Annotated in this window: 14 protein-coding genes; 10 read left to right on the top strand and 4 right to left on the bottom strand. The window is 65.0% G+C overall.

What is annotated here, in order from left to right; all coding sequences use genetic code 11:
- Positions 1 to 28: 28 nt before the first annotated feature.
- Positions 29 to 3,598: a methionine synthase gene (gene metH, locus RY1_RS01980; protein WP_072801825.1), complete on the bottom strand. Its 3,570-nt coding sequence runs from the start codon at positions 3,596 to 3,598 to the stop codon at positions 29 to 31.
- Between the two features lie 196 nt (positions 3,599 to 3,794).
- Between metH and RY1_RS01985 the strand changes: the two genes are divergently transcribed.
- From RY1_RS01985 to RY1_RS02005, 5 genes are all read left to right on the top strand, one after another.
- Positions 3,795 to 4,709 (top strand): PAC2 family protein, encoded by a 915-nt coding sequence (locus RY1_RS01985; protein WP_072802244.1) that lies wholly within the window; start codon positions 3,795 to 3,797, stop codon positions 4,707 to 4,709.
- Positions 4,706 to 5,869, top strand: coding sequence for an MFS transporter (locus RY1_RS01990; RefSeq protein WP_072801826.1), 1,164 nt, complete (start codon positions 4,706 to 4,708; stop codon positions 5,867 to 5,869). Before RY1_RS01985 ends, RY1_RS01990 begins: the two co-directional genes overlap by 4 nt.
- Before the next feature lie 90 nt (positions 5,870 to 5,959).
- The gene (locus tag RY1_RS01995; RefSeq protein ID WP_072801827.1) at positions 5,960 to 6,307 is read left to right on the top strand and encodes a molybdopterin oxidoreductase; all 348 of its coding nucleotides are present in this window, start codon (positions 5,960 to 5,962) and stop codon (positions 6,305 to 6,307) included.
- Positions 6,307 to 8,796: a nitrite reductase large subunit NirB gene (nirB, locus tag RY1_RS02000; RefSeq protein WP_072801828.1), complete on the top strand. Its 2,490-nt coding sequence runs from the start codon at positions 6,307 to 6,309 to the stop codon at positions 8,794 to 8,796. The genes RY1_RS01995 and nirB overlap by 1 nt, the downstream gene beginning before the upstream one ends.
- On the top strand, positions 8,793 to 9,092 hold the full coding sequence (locus RY1_RS02005; RefSeq protein ID WP_072801829.1) for a Rieske (2Fe-2S) protein: 300 nt from the start codon (positions 8,793 to 8,795) through the stop codon (positions 9,090 to 9,092). The genes nirB and RY1_RS02005 overlap by 4 nt, the downstream gene beginning before the upstream one ends.
- A gap of 15 nt (positions 9,093 to 9,107) precedes the next feature.
- On the opposite strand, the gene RY1_RS02010 is transcribed toward RY1_RS02005, so the two are convergent.
- Complete coding sequence (locus RY1_RS02010; RefSeq protein WP_169914545.1) at positions 9,108 to 9,638, bottom strand: NUDIX hydrolase; 531 nt, start codon at positions 9,636 to 9,638, stop codon at positions 9,108 to 9,110.
- A 124-nt stretch (positions 9,639 to 9,762) separates the two neighbouring features.
- On the opposite strand from RY1_RS02010, the gene RY1_RS02015 reads away from it, so the two are divergent.
- From RY1_RS02015 to RY1_RS02035, 5 genes are all read left to right on the top strand, one after another.
- On the top strand, positions 9,763 to 9,999 hold the full coding sequence (locus tag RY1_RS02015) for a hypothetical protein (protein WP_072802245.1): 237 nt from the start codon (positions 9,763 to 9,765) through the stop codon (positions 9,997 to 9,999).
- 93 nt (positions 10,000 to 10,092) lie between these two features.
- Positions 10,093 to 11,607 (top strand): TIGR02677 family protein, encoded by a 1,515-nt coding sequence (locus RY1_RS02020; protein ID WP_072801831.1) that lies wholly within the window; start codon positions 10,093 to 10,095, stop codon positions 11,605 to 11,607.
- Positions 11,604 to 13,001 carry a DUF2398 family protein gene (locus RY1_RS02025; protein ID WP_072801832.1) on the top strand — a complete coding sequence of 466 codons (1,398 nt, stop codon included), beginning with the start codon at positions 11,604 to 11,606 and terminating at the stop codon, positions 12,999 to 13,001. The genes RY1_RS02020 and RY1_RS02025 overlap by 4 nt, the downstream gene beginning before the upstream one ends.
- On the top strand, positions 13,002 to 17,264 hold the full coding sequence (locus RY1_RS02030; protein ID WP_072801833.1) for a TIGR02680 family protein: 4,263 nt from the start codon (positions 13,002 to 13,004) through the stop codon (positions 17,262 to 17,264).
- Positions 17,254 to 18,513, top strand: coding sequence for a DUF2399 domain-containing protein (locus tag RY1_RS02035; protein ID WP_245819461.1), 1,260 nt, complete (start codon positions 17,254 to 17,256; stop codon positions 18,511 to 18,513). The genes RY1_RS02030 and RY1_RS02035 overlap by 11 nt, the downstream gene beginning before the upstream one ends.
- On the opposite strand, the gene mshC is transcribed toward RY1_RS02035, so the two are convergent.
- Positions 18,490 to 19,731, bottom strand: coding sequence for a cysteine--1-D-myo-inosityl 2-amino-2-deoxy-alpha-D-glucopyranoside ligase (gene mshC / locus RY1_RS02040; RefSeq protein WP_072801835.1), 1,242 nt, complete (start codon positions 19,729 to 19,731; stop codon positions 18,490 to 18,492). The genes RY1_RS02035 and mshC overlap by 24 nt on opposite strands.
- Before the next feature lie 24 nt (positions 19,732 to 19,755).
- Complete coding sequence (locus RY1_RS02045; RefSeq protein WP_072801836.1) at positions 19,756 to 20,610, bottom strand: SCO1664 family protein; 855 nt, start codon at positions 20,608 to 20,610, stop codon at positions 19,756 to 19,758.
- Positions 20,611 to 20,635: the final 25 nt, after the last annotated feature.

A 20,635-nucleotide genomic window follows, 5' to 3' on the forward strand; every position in this document is an offset into this window, starting at 1 on the left:
AGATCTCTCGGATGCGATCGGTGTCAGGTCAGACGTTGAAATACTTGGCCTCTGGGTGGTGTAGTACGAATGCGTCGGTCGACTGCTCGGGATGGAGCTGAAGCTCCTCGGACAGTTTGACACCGATCCGTTCCGGTTCCAGGAGCGCAGCCAGCTTGATTCGATCCTCGAGGTCCGGGCACGCGCCGTAGCCGAACGAGTACCGCGCACCGCGATACTCGAGCTTGAAGAAGCCTTCGGGATCGGTGGGGTCCTCCGCGGCGACACTGTGTCCGCCTGCGAGCTTCAGCTCCTCACGGACACGGCGGTGCCAGTACTCGGCGAGAGCCTCGGTGAGTTGAACACCGATCCCGTGTACTTCGAGGTAATCGCGGTACGAATCCGCGGCGAACAACTCATTGGCGAAATCGGCGATCGGCTGACCCATGGTCACGAGATTCATCGGCAACACGTCGACCTGACCGCTCTCGCGAGCGGACTCACGCGAACGGATGAAGTCCGCGATGCACAGGAACCGATCGCGCTGCTGACGAGGGAACGTGAAACGGAACCTCTCGGCCGCATCCGGCCGCGGCTCGGTGAGTACGACGACATCGTCTCCTTCCGAGACCGCAGGAAAGTATCCGTAGACCAAGGCCGCGTGTGCCAGGATCCCGTCCGTGCTGAGCCTGTCGAGCCAGTACCGAAGGCGCGGTTTGCCTTCCGACTCCACCAGATCCTCGTACGTCGCGCCTTCACCCTTACGGGCTCCGCGCAGACCCCACTGGCCGAGGAACAATGCACGCTCGTCGAGGAGCCCGGAGTACTCGGACAGGGAGACACCCTTGACGATCCGGGTTCCCCAGAACGGCGGAACCGGAATCTCGATGTCGGAGGCAACGTCCGATCGCTCCGGCACCACGACGGGAACCTCGGCGGCCTTGCGCTGCTCGGCGATTCGCCTCGATCGATCGTGTCGCGCCTTGCGCTCCTCCGCTTTCGCTTTCGCCTCGAGAGCCTCGGGACTGTCCGGTGCCGGACCGCCCCCGCGCTTGGTGGTCATGATGGTGTCCATCAGCCGCAGACCCTCGAAGGCGTCCCGCGCGTAGTGCACATCGCCCTGATACACGTCCTGCAGATCGTTCTCGACGTACGCGCGCGTCAGGGCTGCACCACCGAGGAGAACTGGGAACTGCTCCGCGACTCCCTTGTTGTTGAGCTCGATCAGGTTGTCCTTCATGACCACCGTGGACTTGACCAACAGTCCGGACATACCGATCACGTCGGCGCGCTTGTCGATCGCCGCTTCGAGAATGGTGGCGATCGGTTGTTTGATACCGAGATTGACGACCTCGTAGCCGTTGTTGCTCAGGATGATATCGACGAGATTCTTGCCGATGTCGTGCACATCGCCCTTGACGGTGCCCAGGACGATTCGGCCCTTTCCGTCGTCGTCCGTCGCTTCCATGTGCGGTTCCAGGTACGCGACAGCCGCTTTCATGACCTCGGCCGACGCGAGAACGAACGGCAGCTGCATCTGGCCGGAGCCGAACAACTCACCGACGGTCTTCATGCCGGACAGCAGTGTCTCATTGATGATCTCGAGCGGCGGCTTCTCCTCCATGGCCGAATCCAGATCGGTGTCGAGACCGTTGCGCTCGCCGTCGACGATGCGCCGCTCCAGCCGCTCGAACAGCGGCAGCCGTCCGAGTTCCTCCGCGCGCGACTCACGAGCCGACGCCGCCGACACACCCTCGAACAGCTGCATCAGCTTCTGCAGCGGGTCGTACCCCTCGGAACGACGGTCGTAGACCAAATCGAGTGCCGTGTCTCGCTGCTCATCCGGAATCTTGTTCATCGGCAGGATCTTCGACGCGTGCACGATCGCGGTATCGAGACCGGCCTCGGTGCATTCGTGCAGGAACACCGAGTTGAGTACTTGGCGTGCAGCGGGATTGAGCCCGAACGAGATGTTGGAGAGTCCGAGCGTCGTGTGGACCTTCGGGTACTTTGCCTTGAGTTGACGGATGGCCTCGATCGTCTCGATTCCGTCGCGGCGCACTTCCTCCTGTCCCGTCGAGATCGGGAAAGTGAGGGTGTCCACGATGATGTCCTCGTGGCGCAGACCCCAGTTGGTGGTGATGTCCTCGATGAGGCGGTCCGCGACACGCACCTTCCATTCGGCGGTGCGCGCTTGACCCTCCTCGTCGATGGTCAATGCGACGACGGCAGCGCCGTGCTCCTTGACCAGTGTCATGATCTTCTGAAAGCGCGATTCGGGCCCGTCGCCGTCCTCGTAGTTGACGGAGTTGACGGCACTGCGGCCACCCAGATGCTCGAGACCTGCTTCGAGGACGGCCGGTTCGGTGGAATCGAGCATGATCGGCAGCGTCGACGCGGTCGCCAACCGCGACGCCAACGCGGACATGTCCGCGGCACCGTCGCGGCCGACGTAGTCGACGTTGAGGTCGAGCATGTGCGCGCCGTCGCGTGTCTGGTCCTTGGCGATATCGAGGCACTTCTCGTAGTCCTCGGCGATCATGGCGTCGCGAAACGCCTTGGAGCCGTTGGAGTTGGTGCGCTCGCCGATCATCAGGATGCTGGCGTCCTGCTCGAACGGAACCGAGGAGTACAGCGATGCCACACCCGGTTCGGGTTCAGGGACGCGCTGCGCCTGCGTAGCCCCGTGCACCAGGTCGGCAACCTGACGGATGTGCTCCGGAGTGGTACCGCAGCAACCACCGACGAGCGAAAGTCCGTATTCGGAGACGAACCCGCTGAGCGCCTGAGCCAACTCGGGAGCGGTCAAAGGGTATTCGGCTCCGTTCGCGCCGAGTGTCGGAAGTCCGGCGTTGGGCATGACCGACACCGGGAGCGTCGAATGCTTGGACAGATGGCGTAGGTGCTCGCTCATCTCGGCGGGGCCGGTCGCACAGTTGAGCCCGATCATGTCGATGCCGAGCGGCTCGAGCGCAGTCAGCGCCGCACCGATCTCGCTACCCAGAAGCATCGCGCCCGTTGTCTCGACGGTGACGTGCGTGATGATCGGGATCCGAACACCGAGCCGGTCCATCGCGTGCTGACTACCGATGATGGCTGCCTTTACCTGAAGCAGGTCCTGGCACGTCTCGACGAGGATCGCATCGGCGCCGCCGTCGATCATGCCGAGGGCCGCCTCGGTGTACGCATCGCGCAGGCTCGCGAAGGGGGCGTGCCCGAGGGTAGGCAACTTGGTGCCGGGGCCCATCGAGCCGAGGACGAAGCGATCCATTCCGTCGCGGCCGGGACCCATTTCGTCAGCCGTCTCGCGCGCGAGCCTGGTGCCCTTCTCGGAGAGCTCCCTGATGCGATCGGCGATGTCGTAGTCCGCGAGATTCGGAAGGTTGCAGCCGAACGTATTGGTTTCGACAGCGTCTGCGCCCGCATCGAAATATGCGCGGTGGATCTCGCGGAGCACGTCGGGTCGAGTGTCGTTGAGGATCTCGTTGCAGCCTTCGAGACCGAGGAAATCGTCGAGGGTGAGGTTGGCGTCCTGCAACATCGTCCCCATGGCGCCGTCACCGATCACAACGCGAGAGCGAATCGCATCGAGCAGACTGGTCTTGTGTAGCGCAGGCATCACTACAGACTAGTGGGCACGAGGTAGAGAGTGAGACAGTGACCAAGACACCACAGGCTGGTCGTAGTCTGTCGTGGTGAGTCCCAGAAACCGCGACGGCAACCTACCCGCCGACAACAACGATGCAGAACGCGACAAATCCGGCACCGCGCCCGACAGTGCGGCCGAAGCACTGCTGGAAGCGGTATCGAGCGCTGTGTCGAACGCAACACCTTTTTCTTCGGTTTCCGAACTCGACGACGACGACGAACTCGAACTCCCCACTCTGCGCGAGCCCATTCTCGTCGCAGCGTTCGAGGGTTGGAACGATGCGGGCGACGCTGCAAGCGGGGCCGTCGAGCACCTCGAACTGATCTGGGACGCGAGCCCACTGGCCGAGCTCGATTCCGAGGATTACTACGACTACCAGGTCAATCGACCGACCATCCGGCAAGTCGACGGTGTGACACGGGAAATCGCATGGCCGTCGACACGACTCTCCGTCTGCTCGCCTCCGGGGAGTTCGCGTGACGTCGTCCTGCTCCGCGGGATCGAGCCGAACATGCGCTGGCGAAGCTTCTGCGACGACCTTCTCGAGTTCATCGAGCAACTCGGCGTCGACACCGTGGTCATCCTCGGCGCGCTGCTCGCCGACACGCCGCACACGCGCCCGGTTCCGGTCACAGGAAGCGCCTACAGCGTGGAAGCTGCCGAGCGCTTCAATCTCGAACAGACCCGATACGAGGGGCCCACCGGTATCACCGGCGTTCTGCAGGACGAATGCGTCAAGGCAGGCGTGCCCGCCGTGTCGTTCTGGGCGGCGGTCCCCCATTACGTCTCGCAGCCGCCGAATCCGAAGGCCACCGTCGCGTTGCTCCAGCGCGTCGAGGACGTGTTGGACATCGAGGTCCCGCTCGGCGAACTGCCCACCCAGGCCGAGGACTGGGAGGAAGCGGTCACCGAGATGACCAAGGAGGACGAGGAGATCAGCGAGTACGTCCGGACACTCGAGGAACGCGGTGACGCCGAGGTCAACATCTCGGAAGCGATCTCGAAGATCGATGGGGACGCCATCGCGGCCGAGTTCGAGCGCTACCTCCGCCGACGCGGCCCCGGCAGCTTCGGTTTGTGAGCAGTACTCGAACCGAACCCACTACTCGAAACGAACGCCTGCGCACCTCGGCTCTGTACGCAGGCGGATTCCTCGGCCCGTTCGGCGGCGCACTGGTGGCGTCGATGCTCCCGGAGATCGGCGACTCGCTCGGCGTGTCCGCAGGCTCGGCGTCGTCGTCGCTGACCGCGTATCTACTTCCCTTCGCCCTGACGATGCTCGTGTCGGGAACGCTCGGTGCACGGTGGGGTCGACTGCGGACGGTGCGGATCGCATACGCGGTGTACACCGTGGCCTCGATCGCGTGTGCCGTCGCGCCGACGCTCGAGATCTTGCTCGCTGCTCGCGTGGTGCAGGGATGCGGTAACGCGTTCACGACGCCGCTGCTGCTGGCCACCCTTGCGGCCTCCACACCACGAGCGCGACTCGGCCGGGTGCTGGGAACGTTCGGAGCGCTGCAGGCCGCAGGGCAGACCAGTGCACCACTCGTCGGCGGGTTGGCAGCAGAATTCGACTGGCGTTATGCATTCGTCGTACTCGCGATCGTGTCTGCAGTTCTCGGGCTTGTCGGCCTACCCCGTTCCGAGGACGCCACCGATACGAACCCGCGTGAACGGTTGCGCGACGCCATGCGACCGCATGTGCTCCGGATCGGTCTCGTCGCGCTGCTCGGATGGGGCGCACTGGGTGGGCTCAACTTCTTGCTCGCATATCGCGCCGAGGACGTGTTCGGTCTCTCGGCGCCGCAGCGAGGGTTGCTACTCACCTGCTTCGGGCTGGCGGGCATTGTGACCGCTCGCGCTGTAGGCCGGTTGATCGACCGTCTCGGGGCGCGCCGCACGGTGCTCGTCGGTGCCGTTGTCGGCGCCGTTCTCGTCGCCGTCGTGGGGTCCGTTCCGACGGTGTGGGCCGTTGCTCTCGCGTGGGCGCTCGCGGGTGTCGCGTCGCAGTTCGTGCTGGTCGGCGTCAACGCAGCAGCTCTCGCCGGCGGCTCGAACCGCGGTGGAGCGGTCTCGGTCGTTCAGGCTTTCCGTTTCTCCGGCGCAGCGTTCGCACCGCTCGCACTGACACCGCTCTACCTGGTGCACCCGCAGGCCGGTTTCCTTGTGCCTGCGTTGCTGCTCGCGGTGATCGCGCCGATCGCAATGCCGCGCACTTCCCGCCAGGGGATGGCCCCCTGACAACGGCACCGCTGCGGCTGTGAGATCTTCCTGACTCGGCCGTAACCCGGACGCATCGGCGGTGTCACCCACCCGCCGCACGCTGTGTCCATGGCAAGCACACCGCGGTTCCTGCAGGGCGTCTTTCCGTTCACCGGGCACGGTCTGAGCAAACCCGAGACAGTGGATGCGTCCACCACGTTCGTGGTGCCGTCGGGATCCATCGCGCAACCGCTCTACTTCCGCGGCGGCAATTCCAGCGACGAACTCGTCGTCGTGACGCTCCTGCGGGACGGCCGCCCGATGCGTATGTTCCCGATGGGTGCCAAGAGTGGGGTCAACATCGCGCTGCGCGTCGTCGAGGACGTCGATCCCGATTCGGTACTCGAACTGGTGATTGCGGCCCCGGAGGGTACGACCGGTGAAGTGGTCGTCGACTTCGGCATGGTGTTGATCTGATGACGCCGTTGATACGACAGCGTCTGCTCGTGATCGGTAACGGTATGGCGGGGGCGCGCACGGTCGAGGAGATACTCAAACGGGGCGCCGACCTGTTCGACATCACCATGATCGGTGACGAGCCGTACGGCAACTACAACCGCATCATGCTGTCGCACGTACTGGCCGGGGAGACGGGAGTCGACGACGAGGATCTTCTCCTCAATCCAATGAGCTGGTACCGCGAGAACGGTGTGACACTGCACGCCGGAGATCGGGCTGTCGCGCTGGACAGATTCGCGAAGACGGTCCGCTGCGAGAGTGGACGCGAGGTCGACTACGACATCGCGATCATCGCGACCGGAAGCAACACCTTCTTTCCCAACATGGACGGTCTGCGTGAGCCCGACGGCCGCTTGGCCAGAGGCGTGTTCGGTTTTCGAACCATCGCGGACACCAACGGCATGCTGCAGATGGCCACGTCCCAGGACGAGCTTCGGGCAGTGGTGATCGGGGGCGGTCTGCTGGGGCTCGAGGCCGCGTACGGTCTGCGCACTCAGGGACTCGATGTCGATGTCGTGCACTCCCCCGGACATCTGATGAACCAACAGCTCGACGAGCGTGGCGGGCGCCTGCTGCGCAACAAGATCGAGTCGCTCGGCGTCGGTGTGCACACGTCGAAGCGGACGACGGCCGTGTTGCGCACCGAGTCCGGCACGGTATCGGGGGTCGGTTTCAACGACGGGACCTCGCTGCCCGCGGACATGATCGTCGTGACGGCAGGCATCCGCCCGAACGTCGAATTCGCGCGAGGTGGAGGGCTCGTCGTCGAACGTGGAATCGTCGTCGACGATCAGTTGCGTTGCGAGGACGAAGGATCCATCTACGCCGTCGGTGAATGCTGCCAGCATCGCGGAGAAGTGTACGGACTCGTCGCGCCGCTGTGGGAGCAGGCGGTGGTACTGGCCGAGCATCTCACCGGATCGAATCCGTCCGCCGCATATCATGGTTCGCGGTTGACGACGAAGCTGAAGGTCGCCGGCGTCGACGTCGCGTCGATGGGCGTCAAAGGCCCCGAACGTGACGACGACGAGTTCGTCCAGTTCTACGAACCGCGGAGCGGGACGTACAAGAACGTCGTCGTGCGCGATGGAAAGCTGATCGGCGCAACGCTCCTCGGCGACATCAGCAAGGCCAATTTCCTCACTCAGGCATTCGACGAGAAGGTGCCACTGCCGGACGAGCGCATCAGCATGCTGTTCGACATGGGCACTCCCACCGCGGCGACCGGAGCCGCCGAACTCGCAGACGACGTGCAGGTGTGCAACTGCAACGGGGTGACCAAGGGCGCCATCGTGGCGTGCGTACACGCGGGCGCCAAGTCGATGGGTGACGTGACGGCCGCGACTCGCGCCGGTAAGGGCTGCGGATCGTGCAAGGGTTTGGTTGCCGACATCCTGGCCTGCGCGTCAGGGGGCGCCGTCGAGGCCGATCCGGCTGCCGACTGGTACGTACCGTCCATCCCGCTGTCCAAGCCCGCGCTGATCGAGACGATTCGAGAGCGTGATCTGCGTTCGGTGTCCCAGGTGTTCACCGAACTCGCCACCGGCGGCCGCGAGGACGCGCCGTCGAAGATGCCGTTGGCGTCGTTGCTACGGACGATATGGGGACAGGACTGGGTCGACGAGCGCGGCGCTCTGTTCATCAACGACCGTGTGCACGCCAACATCCAGCGTGACGGCACATTCTCGGTGGTCCCGCAGATGAAGGGCGGAGTGACCACGCCGGACCAACTTCGCAAGATCGCAGATGTGGCGGACAAGTACCACGTGCCGCTGGTGAAAGTGACCGGTGGACAACGCATCGACCTCCTCGGAATCAAGAAGGAGGACCTCCCCAGGGTGTGGGGTGACCTCGACATGCCGTCGGGATTCGCATACGGCAAGAGCATGCGTACGGTCAAAACCTGTGTCGGCAGCGACTTCTGCCGATTCGGGCTCGGCGATTCGACGGCGTTGGGGATTGCCCTGGAGGAGCGTTTCCAGGGCCTGGAAACACCGGCGAAGCTCAAGTTGGCCGTCGCAGGCTGCCCGCGAAACTGCTCCGAGGCACTGTGCAAGGACCTCGGAGTCGTGTCCGTCGGCGACGACAAGTGGGAAATCTATGTGGGCGGCGCAGCAGGCGCACACATACGCAAGGGCGACCTGCTCGCGACGGTGGTCGGCGCCGCCGAGGTGATCCGGGTTGCAGGCATCTTCATCCAGCACTACCGCGAGACCGCGCAGTGGCTCGAACGCACGTACGCCTGGGTGCCGCGCATCGGTCTCGAAGAACTGCAACGAATGTTGATCGACGATGCCGACGGCATCGTCGGAGGGTTGGAGGACCGTATGCAGACGTCCGTCGACGGTTACCGTGATCCGTGGCAGGATCGCGCCGAGCCGAAGTCCCCTGCTCAGTTCACGTCGTCACTTCCGTTGCTTCCGCTTCCTCGGGTACCGGTCCGATGAGCATCCCCGTCGGAGCGATAGAGGACCTCACTCCGGGCGAAGGCCGGGCCTACGTGGTCGACGGCAAACAGGTGGCGGTGTTCCTCCTCGGCGACGGTACGGTCCGGGCGATGGACGCAGTGTGCCCCCACAAGGGCGGCCCCCTCGCCGACGGGCAGATCGATGGCGCGGTGGTCATGTGTCCGCTGCATCAGTACGCGTTCTCGTTGAACGACGGCACCTGCCCGAGCGGAATCGACTCGGTCCGAACCTATCCCGCCGCCGTGGTCGACGGAAAGGTCACAGTCGACGTCTGAACCACAGGATGGTGTTCAGGTGCGCAGCCGAGCCGAGAGTTTCGCAGCGAACCGAGGGTAGTGCGGATCGAACGTCCCTGCCGGAGCCGCAGCGATGTCCGCCGGTGACCACCAGCGGCCCTCCCGGAACTCGTCCGGGTCGAGCTGAAACCTACTGTCCATCGGTGCTGCCGCGACGTACCACAGGCTGACATCGGTGTGGCCACTGTCGATTCCGACTGTCCGGGTCACGGTCAGGAACAAGGGGTTCGCCCCGACCAGCCCGAAGTCTGCCTCAATGCCGAGTTCCTCTCTCAGCTCGCGCGCGGCAGCGTGCGCAGGATCCTCACCGGGTTCCACGTGCCCACCGGTCGGCAACCACAGCCCTGCGTTGATGTGATCGACGAGGTACACCTCGTGGGTGTCCGGTTCGACGACAACGACATACGACACCAGATGCTGCGGCGGCGTTGCAGGTTTGATCCTGCGATAGACATCATCGGTGCCTTCGAGCCACCTGAGAGTGCCTTCGATATGAACTCGTTCCAGGTCATCGAAGGGCTTCATGCCGGACACGATGCGCACAACAGATTCCGAGGTGGCTGACATGGCTCGAAGGGTATCGACCAGGACCGACAGATCAGGGTGTTCCCTGATGCGGTCGTCGCATCGGACATCGACAATCGAGTCCGTGAACATCGCACAGATTTGGCCGAAGCTGAGCAAGGAGGCGCGCGAGTGGCTCGTCGAGCACAACGGAGAGCCGTTGGATCAGGCAGTGAGTGCCGAGATCGCAGCCGCCCATTCCACCGAAGGCATCGACCCGCGGTGGTGGACCGGGCCGTCCACCGGCGGACGGCTCGAACTCTCGGATGAGGCGATCGACTGGCTCGAGGAGCGGGCGAACGAGGAACACTCCGACGGGTGACTCGAACGAAGTGCCGGCCCCGCCGGCGCACATTTTCGCTCACACCTGGCCAACGCCTACCCTGTTGCAGTGAGCGAATCAGGAGCGGAGCCGATGGCCGACGGCGCCCGGCACAGTGCTGCGACTGTGTTCATGCAGGAAGATCGCCTCAAACTGTTCGCGTTCACCGTGGCCGAGAAGCATCACGAGTATTTGTGGGTGCTCAGGGCGTTCGACATCGCCCGGGCGAACTACGTCGTGTTGCTCCATGCCGCGGAGATAGCGGACACGCTGGCGCGCAACGCTCCGGAGGACGCGCAGCTCAGTGCCGCGGAGATCGGACCGCTACTGGAGCAGTTGCATTCCTGGGAGCTCCTGGAGCGCAGTTACGACGGTTCGCGAGCGGCGACGCTGGCCGAGTATCGAAACAGACATTTCGTATACCAGTTCAGCCAGGCCGGCTACAAGGCGTTCCGCGCGGTGGAGGACGTTCTCGGCGCCCGGCTCGACGACGCGTCACTCTCGCGGCTCGTCCTTCCCGAACTGCTGGCCGACATGCACGAGCTCGCCGAGGCGAATCGGCAGGCCGACGGTGACCGCATCTACCGCAAGCTCAGCCGCCTCGACTCGACACTGTCCGAGATGGCGACCCGTGCTGCGCATTTCTACCTCGTGCTCGGCGACCTCGTTCGCACCACCGAGATCACTCCCGAATCGTTCCTCGTCCACAAGGACGCGCTCCTCACGCACATGCGTGAGTTCAGCTCCGATCTGACGCGCTACGCCCCCAAACTGGCGGAGGCCATCGCTGTCGTCGAACAGACCGGTATCTCGGAACTCATCGACCGTGCCGCCGTCAGCGACGAACGCGTATTTCTCGACGTCGAAGAACGCCGTGCAGATTGGCGTGCCCGCTGGTCCGGCCTCTCGCACTGGTTCGTCGCAGCCGAGGCCGAACTCAGTGAGTCGGAACGGCTCCGCGAAGGCACCATGAGTGCAATCGCAGCGGTGCTGTCGCTACTGCGACGAGTGACCGAGACGCGTAAGGGCGGAGTAAGTAGAGAAAGTCAGCTGCGCCATCTCGCAGGCTGGTTCGCCGCGGCCCCCACCGAGGACAGCGCCCACGCGCTGTTCCACGCGGTCTTCGGGCTCGGTCGCCCTCGACATCTCTCCATGGTTCACCCGGACGCCGACATCATTCCGTCATCGCGAACCTGGTGGCAAGCGCCGCCGGTGGAGATCTCCCGCACTTTGGCAGAGACCGGACGCACCCCGTCACCGGGACTTCCTGGCCGGCTCCAGCGCAACGACGGCGGTGTTCGACGCCTCCGCGAGCAGCAGTTGGAGGCCCAGCGCTCACGTAGCTCCGCGGCACGTTCCTTGGCGTCGGTCGGGGTGTACGAACGCACGCTCACCGAAGAGGAGACCGAGGTTCTGTTGAGCCTTCTCAACGCGGCGTTGACGGCGCGAGTACGAGTGAGCGGAAGGACGTCGGGATCGACGGGCTCGGATAGCGGAGTTCGCTTGACTCTCAGCGACAGTGACAGCTCGACGGTGGTCCACACCGCACGCGGTCGCCTGCATCTGGACCGCCTTCACCTCGAGGTAGCCGAGGTGGCACGCCGATGAGAGCACGCGACATCCCCACCCTTGCACTCGATTCCTACCAGCGGGCCGCACGTGTGGCTCTTGCCAATCACCTCGTGACGACGACGTATCCCGATCGGATCGCGCTGCCGCTGCTGCGGCGCTGGGCAACCGAGCTTCGAGAAGACCTGCTGGAGCTGTTCGGCTACCGCCTCGAGGTCACCGAGACCACTGCCCGACTGTTCCCGGTCCTGGACGCACTCGATGCGACTCAGCCCGCCCGAACGGCGTCCGACCGCGTCTTCGACCGACGCCGCTACGCGTACCTGGCGCTCGCGCTGGCCGCGCTCGGCCGGGCAGGCAACCAGATCACGTTGTCCGAGTTGGCCGATCACGTCGCCGCCGAGGCCGGACAGGTCGACGGCGTCGAACTGGCCACCGACCGCGCAGCGGACCGCGACGCGTTCGTCGACGCCGTCGGCTGGCTCGGTGCCCGCGGCGCGATCTCCCTTGCCGACGGCGATGCAGGTGGATGGGCGAACAACCCGTCGGCCGGTGAAGCGCTGTACGACATCGAACGATCCGTCGTCGTGGCCATGTTCCGTCCACCGCGCGCGGTGCAACATCTGCGTTCGGTCACCGGTTTGCTCGCCGGGTCGGACACCATCGTCGACGAGGAAGACGACACTCCCGTTCAGGTCGACCCGAAGGAGACCTTGAGACAGGTCCGGCGTGCACTCGTGGAGCGTCCCGTCGTCTACTTCGACGACCTCGACCGCGACGGGCGATCCGCGCTGGCCGCCGAGCGGACCGTAGCCGATGTGGAGATGCTGACCGGGCTGGTGTCCGAACGCCGCGGTGAAGGTGTCGCACTGATCGACACCTCGGGGCGGTTGTCGGACATACGTTTTCCGAGTACAGGAACCATCGCCCAGGTCGCGCTATTGCTTGCGGGCGAGATTTCGGATCGGGTGATCGATCCCGATGCCGGAGAACTTGCTCACCATGCACTGTCCGATGACACCGACCTGATCGACACGCTCGATGCGGCTATCCCCGGCGGTGGGATCTTCGACGACCTGGCCGAATTCGGTTCGACCGCAACACACTCCGAGGACCAGGCTGCGCCTGCGCTGTATCCGTTCATCGAGAACAGCTGGCTCGCGAGCACCGTTGCCGATCTCGTCGAGCGGTTCGGCCGAACGTTCGCCGCCCAGTGGCAAGCGGATCCGGATGGACTGCGAGAGCGTGCGACGACCTTGCTGCACCGACTTCGATTGGTACACAGCATCTCCGGCGGAGTTCTCGTCCTTCCGGTCATCGCGCGCTACCGAGACGTCATGGTGAGCGTGCGAGACCGCGCACCCCAGGATTCCCTGTTCCACAACTCCCGCGAGACAACAGCCGGCGACACAACAGAATTCGAGGCGCACTAGATGACTGCACATACTCAGCGCTTCCGCCCCACCCGCGCCGGCATCGTGAACCTGTGGGACTACCGCGATCAGGAGTTCTCCTTCGCGGACGGTCGGCTCGTGCTGCGTGGCCCCAACGGGTCGGGCAAGACCAAGGCCCTCGAAGTGCTGTTTCCGTTCGTGCTCGACGGCCGAATCGAACCCCGTCGTCTCAACCCGTTCGCGGGCGAAGAACGAACCATGAAGTCCAACCTCCTCTATCGCGGCCAGGAGAGCGCACATTCGTATGTCTGGATGGAGTTCGGGCGAGGCTCGCGCGAGTCCCCCGAGTCGGTCACCGTGGGCATCGGTATGCGTGCGAGCAAGCAGAACGACAAGGTCACGAGGTGGTATTTCGTCGCCGACGGCCGCGCGGGGGTCGATTTCTCGTTACTAGGATCCGACGATCGCCCGCTGACGAAGAAGCAACTCGCCGAGCAATTGGGCACCGATGCCATCACCGATCGCCCCGTCGACTATCGAGCCGCGATCGACGCTCGCATGTTCGGCCTCGGCGCGCAGCGGTACGACCAGTTGATCAACCTGATTCTGACTCTGCGGCGGCCACAGCTCGCCAAGAACCTCGATCCGAAGGGTCTGTCGCAGGCGCTGACCGACGGTCTGCGTCCGCTCGACGACCAACTCGTCCTCGAAGCCGCTCGCTCCTTCAGCGACATGGAGGAAGTCGGCCGCGCCCTCGAAGGGCTTGCCCAGGCCGATCAGGCTGCGAAGAACTTCGTATCCGTCTACTCGAAATACCTTCGAGTGCAGGCACGATCGGATGTCGAGACGGTGTCGAGGCGGCTCGAATCCGTCACCCACGCGACGACGGCTCATTTCGCGGCAGCAGCGCTGAAGGAACGTCGAATGGGAGAACGCGCCGCCGCCGAGAAGCGATTCGACGACGCTGAGCGCGCCCTCGATCAAGCCCTCGCAGACCGCGAGACTCTGCAGCGCTCGAGTGCCTACGAGGGCAAGCAGCAACTCGACGATCTTGCCGAATCCGCCGCGAAACTGAAGGTGTCCGCGGCTCAGCAGACCGAACGTGCCCGCAAGGCGCAATCGGATCTGGAACAGCGATCCACCGAGTCTGCGCTCGCGGAGGCAGCACTCCGTGATTCCGTCGCAGCTCTGACCCGCGCCGAGGACGATCTGCAGCTGGCCGCGGAAGATGCAGGAATCGTCTGGACGTCGACACCTGCGAGTGCGCGAAGCGATCAGTTCAGCACGGCACTTCGGGGACACGCCGAAGAACGAGACGGTGACGTCCGGGCAGTCCGGGAGGCGCTGAGCACGGTCGAGAAAGCAACCACCGAACGAGCACGAGCGGACAAGAGCGCATCCCGCGCACGAGAACTCCTCGACGCAGCACGCGCCGCCGTCTCCGAGGCAGAGGCGACCGTAGAACTAGCGCGGGCGCAGTACGCGTCGGGACTCCGGGCGTGGTGGTCTCAGCACTCGGGGTCGTACGCGTCCGCCGACATCACCGTTGCCGCGTTCGAGGCCCTCGATGCGGCCGTCCCCCACATCGGCGAGGACGACGCTCCCAGTCTCGACTCGGTGCTCGCCGACGCCTCCGCCGACGGACTCGAATCGGTCCGAGCACGCCGAACGCAGGCCTCGGTCACAGCGACGACTCTGGCCGAAGAGTTGACGTCGATGCGGGCAGAGCGACAGTCGGTCAGCGCGCAGCACGACGATGCTCCCCCGGCGTTCGCGGCGCGTACGTCCTCGCGTGACGGGCTCGAAGGCGCTCCGCTGTGGCAGCTCGTGCGGTTCGCCGACGGCGTCGATCCCGCCGAGGCTGCAGGAGTCGAGGCCGCATTGCATGCCGCCAACCTGCTGGACGGGTGGGTCTCGTCTGCCTCGATCCCCGAGTCGGCCGCGGTGCCCAAGTCCTCGGCCGCGGTGCCCAAGTCCTCGGCCGCGGTGCCCAAGTCCTCGGCCGCGGTGCCCAAGTCCATGGAATCGGACCAGTTCCTTGTCCCCTCCCCCGAGTCCGAACGTCCTGCCGGGTCGACGGTTGCCGACGTCCTGGAGATCGAACCGGGAACTGCTGTACCGGAGGGAACGGTCCGCGCGATTCTGGAGTCGATCGCTCTGCATCGCGAGCACGGCGAGCCCGAGGCCGCGGCCGTGTCGATCGGAGTGGACGGTCGCTTCTGGCAGGGCGTACAGCGAGGACGGCACGTCAAGACCGATGCCGAGTACATCGGTGCCACGGCGCGTGCGCGCCGTCGCGCAGCCCGTATCGCCGAACTCGATGCGTCGATCACCTCGACCGAAGCGAGTCTCGTTGCGGCACAGGAGCAAGACCGTTCGGCAGCCGAGCTGCTGCGGGGGCTCGCCGCCGCAGCCAAGGCGCTGCCGAAGGTCACCGGCATCGTCAAGGCGCAGAAGTCGGTCACCGAGTCGGCCGGTGCACTACGCACGTCCTCGGCCGGTTCGACGGCAGCAGACGGCGAACTCGATCAGGCGATCGCGGAGCTCTCCGCCAAGGAGAAGCACCTTCGCACCACTGCCGTTGCCCACAGAACGCCGCACACGTCCCGCGACATCGACTCACTCGCAGCGGCGATCCGACATTTCGAGAATCAAGGCGCCCTCGTGCTCCGCCGTCGCGGCGAACACGTCCGCGAAACCGAGCGCGGCCGCGAGGCACTCAACCGACTGGAGGAGACGACGGGCCTCGCCGAGGAGCTCGCCGAAGAAGCAGCGATCGCCGAGGAGAACCATCTTCAGCAGGTTCAGCGGCTGGAGATACTGAGCGAGAAGCTCGGTGCGACGGCGGATCAGATCAACGCCGACCTCGAGCAAGCGCGAGAGCGTATCGAGAAATGCAAGGTCGAGCAGCGCGCAGCGCGCAAAGCCGACAAGGATGCAGGCGAAGCGATCGGCAAGGCCGAGGGCGCGTGCAACACGGCTCAGGAGAGCCTGCGCGCTGCCCTGACCGAAACACTCGGCGACACCGCACGCCTCGCGCCCTATGCGCGCAAGGATCTGCTCACCATCCTGGGTGTGCAGCAGGTGTACTCGTGGCCGGCGAGCGATTCCGCATGGCTCACCGTCGATCAGATTCTGTACCGCATCCAGAGCGCTACGTCTCCTGACGAGGAACTTCAGGTGCTCCCGACCGTGGTGCACCAACTGCACGGCGCACTCGATGTCGCCACCGCATCGGTCAAGGCGAGCGACACCTACCGGAAGAGCACGCGGACCGCGTTGACCGGCGCTTTGCAGGAGTTCGACTCCCAGCTCGCTGCGTCGGGTCAGGACTACCGCCTGCAGTGGGATGCTCCGGACGGATTGACCGTCGTGCGTGTCCAGGACGAGCAGGGGTACTCCTCGGTCGGAGAGTTCGCGGACCGAATCGGTGACGCTCGATCCAACCAGGAACTGCTGCTCACCGAACACGAACGCCGGATCCTCGAGGACGCACTGCTCACCGGTTTGGCGCAGCAGATTCACGAGCGGACCGTCGACGCTCGCGAGTTGATCGCTCAGATGTCCACCGAGATGAAGCAGCGAAAGATGTCCTCGGGCAACACCATCGGTGTCCACTGGGTGCTCGCGGACAACCTGGACGACGGTGCACGTTCGATCTCGAAGCTGCTCGATCGCGACGCATCGGGATTGAACGCGGACGATCTCGCGTCGATGCGGGCCCATTTCGCGTCGGAGATCCGGATCGCGCGCGCCGCACATCCCGAGCGGTCGTACCCGGAGATTCTCGCCACGACTCTGGACTACCGGCGATGGCGAGTCTTCTCGTTCACCCTCATTCGGGGCGATGGGACCGAGGACAGATTGACGGTCGCCCGGCACAGTGCACTGTCCGGCGGTGAGCAGTCGGTCTCGCTCCACCTGCCACTGTTCGCAGCCGCTCACGTCATGCTGTCCTCCGCCGACCCGCACTCGCCCAGACTTCTGGCACTGGACGAGGCGTTCGCGGGTGTCGACGACAACGGACGCAGCGAATTGCTCGGCCTGAGTGTGCAATTCGACCTCGACCTGTTCATGACCGGTTACGACCTCTGGATCACGTACTCCCACGTTCCCGGGTGCGCCCACTACGACCTCGCGCACTCGACGGCCGAGAACACCGTCAGTGCAGCTCTGTTGGTCTGGGAGAACGGAGAACTGTTCGCCGAACACGACGGGACAGACCTCGCTGCGGCACTCGGCTCGCCGCTGACTCGGCGGGTGCCGACCCGCGCGGAGGGTGGGCTGGAATTTGCCCAGTGACGACGGTAGTTGGCGCGGCACTCCCGAACTCGACACGCTGCTGAGCGCTGCGCGCAAGAAACTGGAATCGAACTGGCTGACAGTCGGCGGCAACATCACGGTGCACCTCGGCGATCCCCCCGAACTGTGGCGACTGTGCAGTGCAATCTCGCGATCGAATGCGGGCTTGCACAGCCGGGCGAAATCGACGCGGCTCGACCTCGCGCGTTTCGACGAGTGGCTCGCACACCCTCTGAACGGCGGAAAAGGCCTGATCGACACTCTCGACGAGGCTGCGCCACTGCAGGATCGCAAGCGGATCGCCGCGGACAAAGCAGACGTCAAGGCACACGCACTCGCCGATGCACGGGACCTGCTGTCCGCCACGACGCACGGCGACTGGGCAAACCACTGGTTGTCTTCGCTGCTCAACCAAGACGGGACGCTCGGCGGTCGAGTCGCCGTCGAAGCGCTCGACGTCGCGGCGAAGGTACTGGCAGTCCTTCCAGTCGACGGTCTGTCACTGACCGAACTCGCCGAACTCGCATGCGGGGACACCAAAGCGTTGTCCTCGGGCGGGGCGCCGCGGCTCGTGCTCGATGCGCTCTCGTTGCGCGAAGGCGTACCGAGACCCGTCGACCCGGTCGGAGTGAGGCTTCTGTGGGAGACAGCAGGAGTGTCGGTCGACGCGTTGTCGAGCCGCGTGGTCGTCCTCGGCTATCGAGTGCACGAGGACCACCGAATTGCGCAGTGGCTGAACGACGCTGCGGACGACGGCATCCCGTTTCCGCTGACCCTGGACATGCTCGTCCGCGGCGCACTGACCAACACCGCAGACCGGATTCACGTGTGCGAGAACATCGCCGTCGTTGCGGCCGCGGCCCGCACACTCGGAAGCCGCTCGTCCACGATCGTCTGCACGGACGGCCAGCCGTCGGCGGCGCTGCACAAGCTGTTGGCGGGTATCGGACCCGGCACCGAGTTACTGTGGCGCAACGACTTCGACTGGCCGGGCCTGCAGATGACGACTCGCGCTGTCCAGCGTTACGGCGCGCGTCCTTGGCGGATGGACACCGAGTCCTACCTGGGCGCCCTCGACGCCAGGAACTCCGAACCGTTGAAGGGGTACCAGGGACCGAGTGCGTGGGACCCCGCTCTCGCCGTCGCGATGCACGAGAAGGGGCGTGCCGTCATGGAAGAGCGGCTCGTCCCCCAGCTCGTGAGCGACCTGACCCTTCCCGACGAGTCAGCGCAGCGACACTCCCAGTAGCGCGTCGACTGCATCGGCGAACGCGCCGGGCGCCGAGGCGTCCGAACCGCCCTGCTCCACAGCGAAACTCGCCCATGCGTCGAGCGCATCGAGTGCCTTCGGTGTGTCGAGGTCGTCGGCGAGGTGCTGCCGCAGTCGCACGATGACGTCGTCGGCGCTGACCGCCGACTCGAGCGCTGCGGCGCCGCGCCACAGCTTCAGCCGGGTGTGTGCGCGCTCGAGGACCTCGTCCGTCCACGCCCGATCCTGGCGGTAGTGCCCCGACAGCAGGCCGAGGCGTATCGCGGCCGGGTCGACATTGTCGGCGCGCAGTTTCGATACGAATACCAGGTTGCCGCGGCTCTTGGACATCTTCTCACCGTCGAGACCGATCATCCCGGTGTGGACGTAGTGACGGGCGAACCGTCCGTCACCCGAGATCGCCTCGGCGTGCGCAGCCGAGAACTCGTGGTGCGGGAATATGAGGTCGCTTCCGCCGCCCTGGACGTCGAAGCCGGTTCCGATGCGGTTCAACGCAATTGCCGCACATTCGATGTGCCACCCGGGTCGGCCGAGTCCGAACGGCGACGGCCACGACGGCTCGCCCTTTCGCTCCGCACGCCACAGCAGTGCATCGAGAGGATTGCGCTTGCCTGCACGATCGGGGTCACCTCCGCGCTCGGCGAAGAACGTGTCCATCGTGGCTCGGTCGTAGCCGGATTCGTATCCGAACTCCTCGGTGGCGTCGGCCCGAAAGTAGACGTCCGGGAACTCGGAGTCGTCGACGACGTAGGCCGCTCCCGACGCGAGGAGCTTCTCGACCAGTTCGATGACCTCGTCGATCGATTCGACTGCGCCGATGTAGTCCCGAGGCGGCAGCACCCGGAGCGCTTCCATGTCCTCGCGGAACAGTGCGATCTCGCGGTTGCCCAGGTCGATCCAGTTCACGCCGTCGCGATCTGCACGCTCGAACAACGGGTCGTCGACGTCGGTGACGTTCTGGACGTAGTGAACCTCGTGTCCGGCGTCGCGCCACAGTCTATTGACGATATCGAAGGTGAGATACGTCGCGGCGTGGCCGAGGTGCGTGGCGTCGTACGGCGTGATACCGCAGACGTACATCTTCGCTTCGGCACCCGGTGTGACCGGGCGCACCTGCCGATCCGCTGTGTCGTACAACCGGAGCGGAGGTCCCTGACCGGGAATCGACGGAACGGCTGTGTCGGACCAAGACTGCATGGAGATGAGCTTATCGGAGACGAATCAGAAAGCGGGCCACGGTATCGGCCTGCTGGATCGAGGCTCGGGCATGACGGGCTTCGCGATCAACGCTCGGGCACGATCGAGCAGAGCCTCGATCTCGTGCTCGGTGATGTGATCGCGCAGACGAGGTTCCACCGCGGTGGCGAACGAATCGACGAACACGACGACATCGCTCATCAGTGCGTCGTCGACGGCTGCCCCTGCCCAGCCCCAGAGAACCGTTCGCAGCTTGTCCTCGGAATGCAGGCAGATGCCGTGATCGACCCCGTAGACGTACCCGTCGAGACCTTCGAGTGCGTGACCGCCCTTGCGGTCGGCGTTGTTGAGAAGGACGTCGAGGACCGCCATGCGTTGCAACCGTGGGTCGTCTGCATGGATCAGCGCCACTTCCTCGCCGTCACCGTCGTAGGCCTGAAGGACCGGAATCCAGCCCGATGGCACCAGGTCGGGCGGGCAGATATCGACGAGATCGATACGCGAGCCGTCTTCACCGTGTCGTTCGGGAGTATCGATCCACCGCTGCACCATGCCGGGCCCGAAGGGACCGTCCCGCAGAATCGTCGTGGGAACGACACCCCACCCGAGCGCGTCGGATATCTCGAACGAGGCGATCTCCCGACCGGCAAGTGTTCCGTCGGGAAAGTCCCACAACGGAACTTCACCACGGATCGGCTTGTACACGCAGCGCACCGGCGCCGACGGTTCCGCCGACCCGTCTGCGTTCAGCACCGCCTCGTCGTTCAGCACCGCCTCGTCGTTCAGCACCGCCTCGTCGTTCAGCACCGCCTCGCACACGAGGGTCGCGTTGCTTGCGGACACCACTCGTCCGATGACGGTCAGCTCACCGTTCTCCATCACGGAGCGCCCCGCGAACAGCGGC

This window comes from Rhodococcus yunnanensis NBRC 103083 (assembly GCF_001895005.1).
GTDB classification, from domain to species: Bacteria; Actinomycetota; Actinomycetes; order Mycobacteriales; family Mycobacteriaceae; genus Rhodococcoides; species Rhodococcoides yunnanense.

Excerpts from the sequence above, each read along its gene's own strand:
- metH (WP_072801825.1), bottom strand. The coding sequence starts at position 3,598 with ATGCCTGCGCTACACAAGACCAGTCTGCTCGATGCGATTCGCTCTCGC.
- RY1_RS01995 (WP_072801827.1), top strand. The coding sequence starts at position 5,960 with ATGGCAAGCACACCGCGGTTCCTGCAGGGCGTCTTTCCGTTCACCGGG.
- nirB (WP_072801828.1), top strand. The coding sequence starts at position 6,307 with ATGACGCCGTTGATACGACAGCGTCTGCTCGTGATCGGTAACGGTATG.
- RY1_RS02005 (WP_072801829.1), top strand. The coding sequence starts at position 8,793 with ATGAGCATCCCCGTCGGAGCGATAGAGGACCTCACTCCGGGCGAAGGC.
- RY1_RS02010 (WP_169914545.1), bottom strand. The coding sequence starts at position 9,638 with ATGAAGCCCTTCGATGACCTGGAACGAGTTCATATCGAAGGCACTCTC.
- RY1_RS02020 (WP_072801831.1), top strand. The coding sequence starts at position 10,093 with ATGGCCGACGGCGCCCGGCACAGTGCTGCGACTGTGTTCATGCAGGAA.
- RY1_RS02025 (WP_072801832.1), top strand. The coding sequence starts at position 11,604 with ATGAGAGCACGCGACATCCCCACCCTTGCACTCGATTCCTACCAGCGG.
- RY1_RS02030 (WP_072801833.1), top strand. The coding sequence starts at position 13,002 with ATGACTGCACATACTCAGCGCTTCCGCCCCACCCGCGCCGGCATCGTG.
- mshC (WP_072801835.1), bottom strand. The coding sequence starts at position 19,731 with ATGCAGTCTTGGTCCGACACAGCCGTTCCGTCGATTCCCGGTCAGGGA.
- RY1_RS02045 (WP_072801836.1), bottom strand. The coding sequence starts at position 20,610 with ATGGAGAACGGTGAGCTGACCGTCATCGGACGAGTGGTGTCCGCAAGC.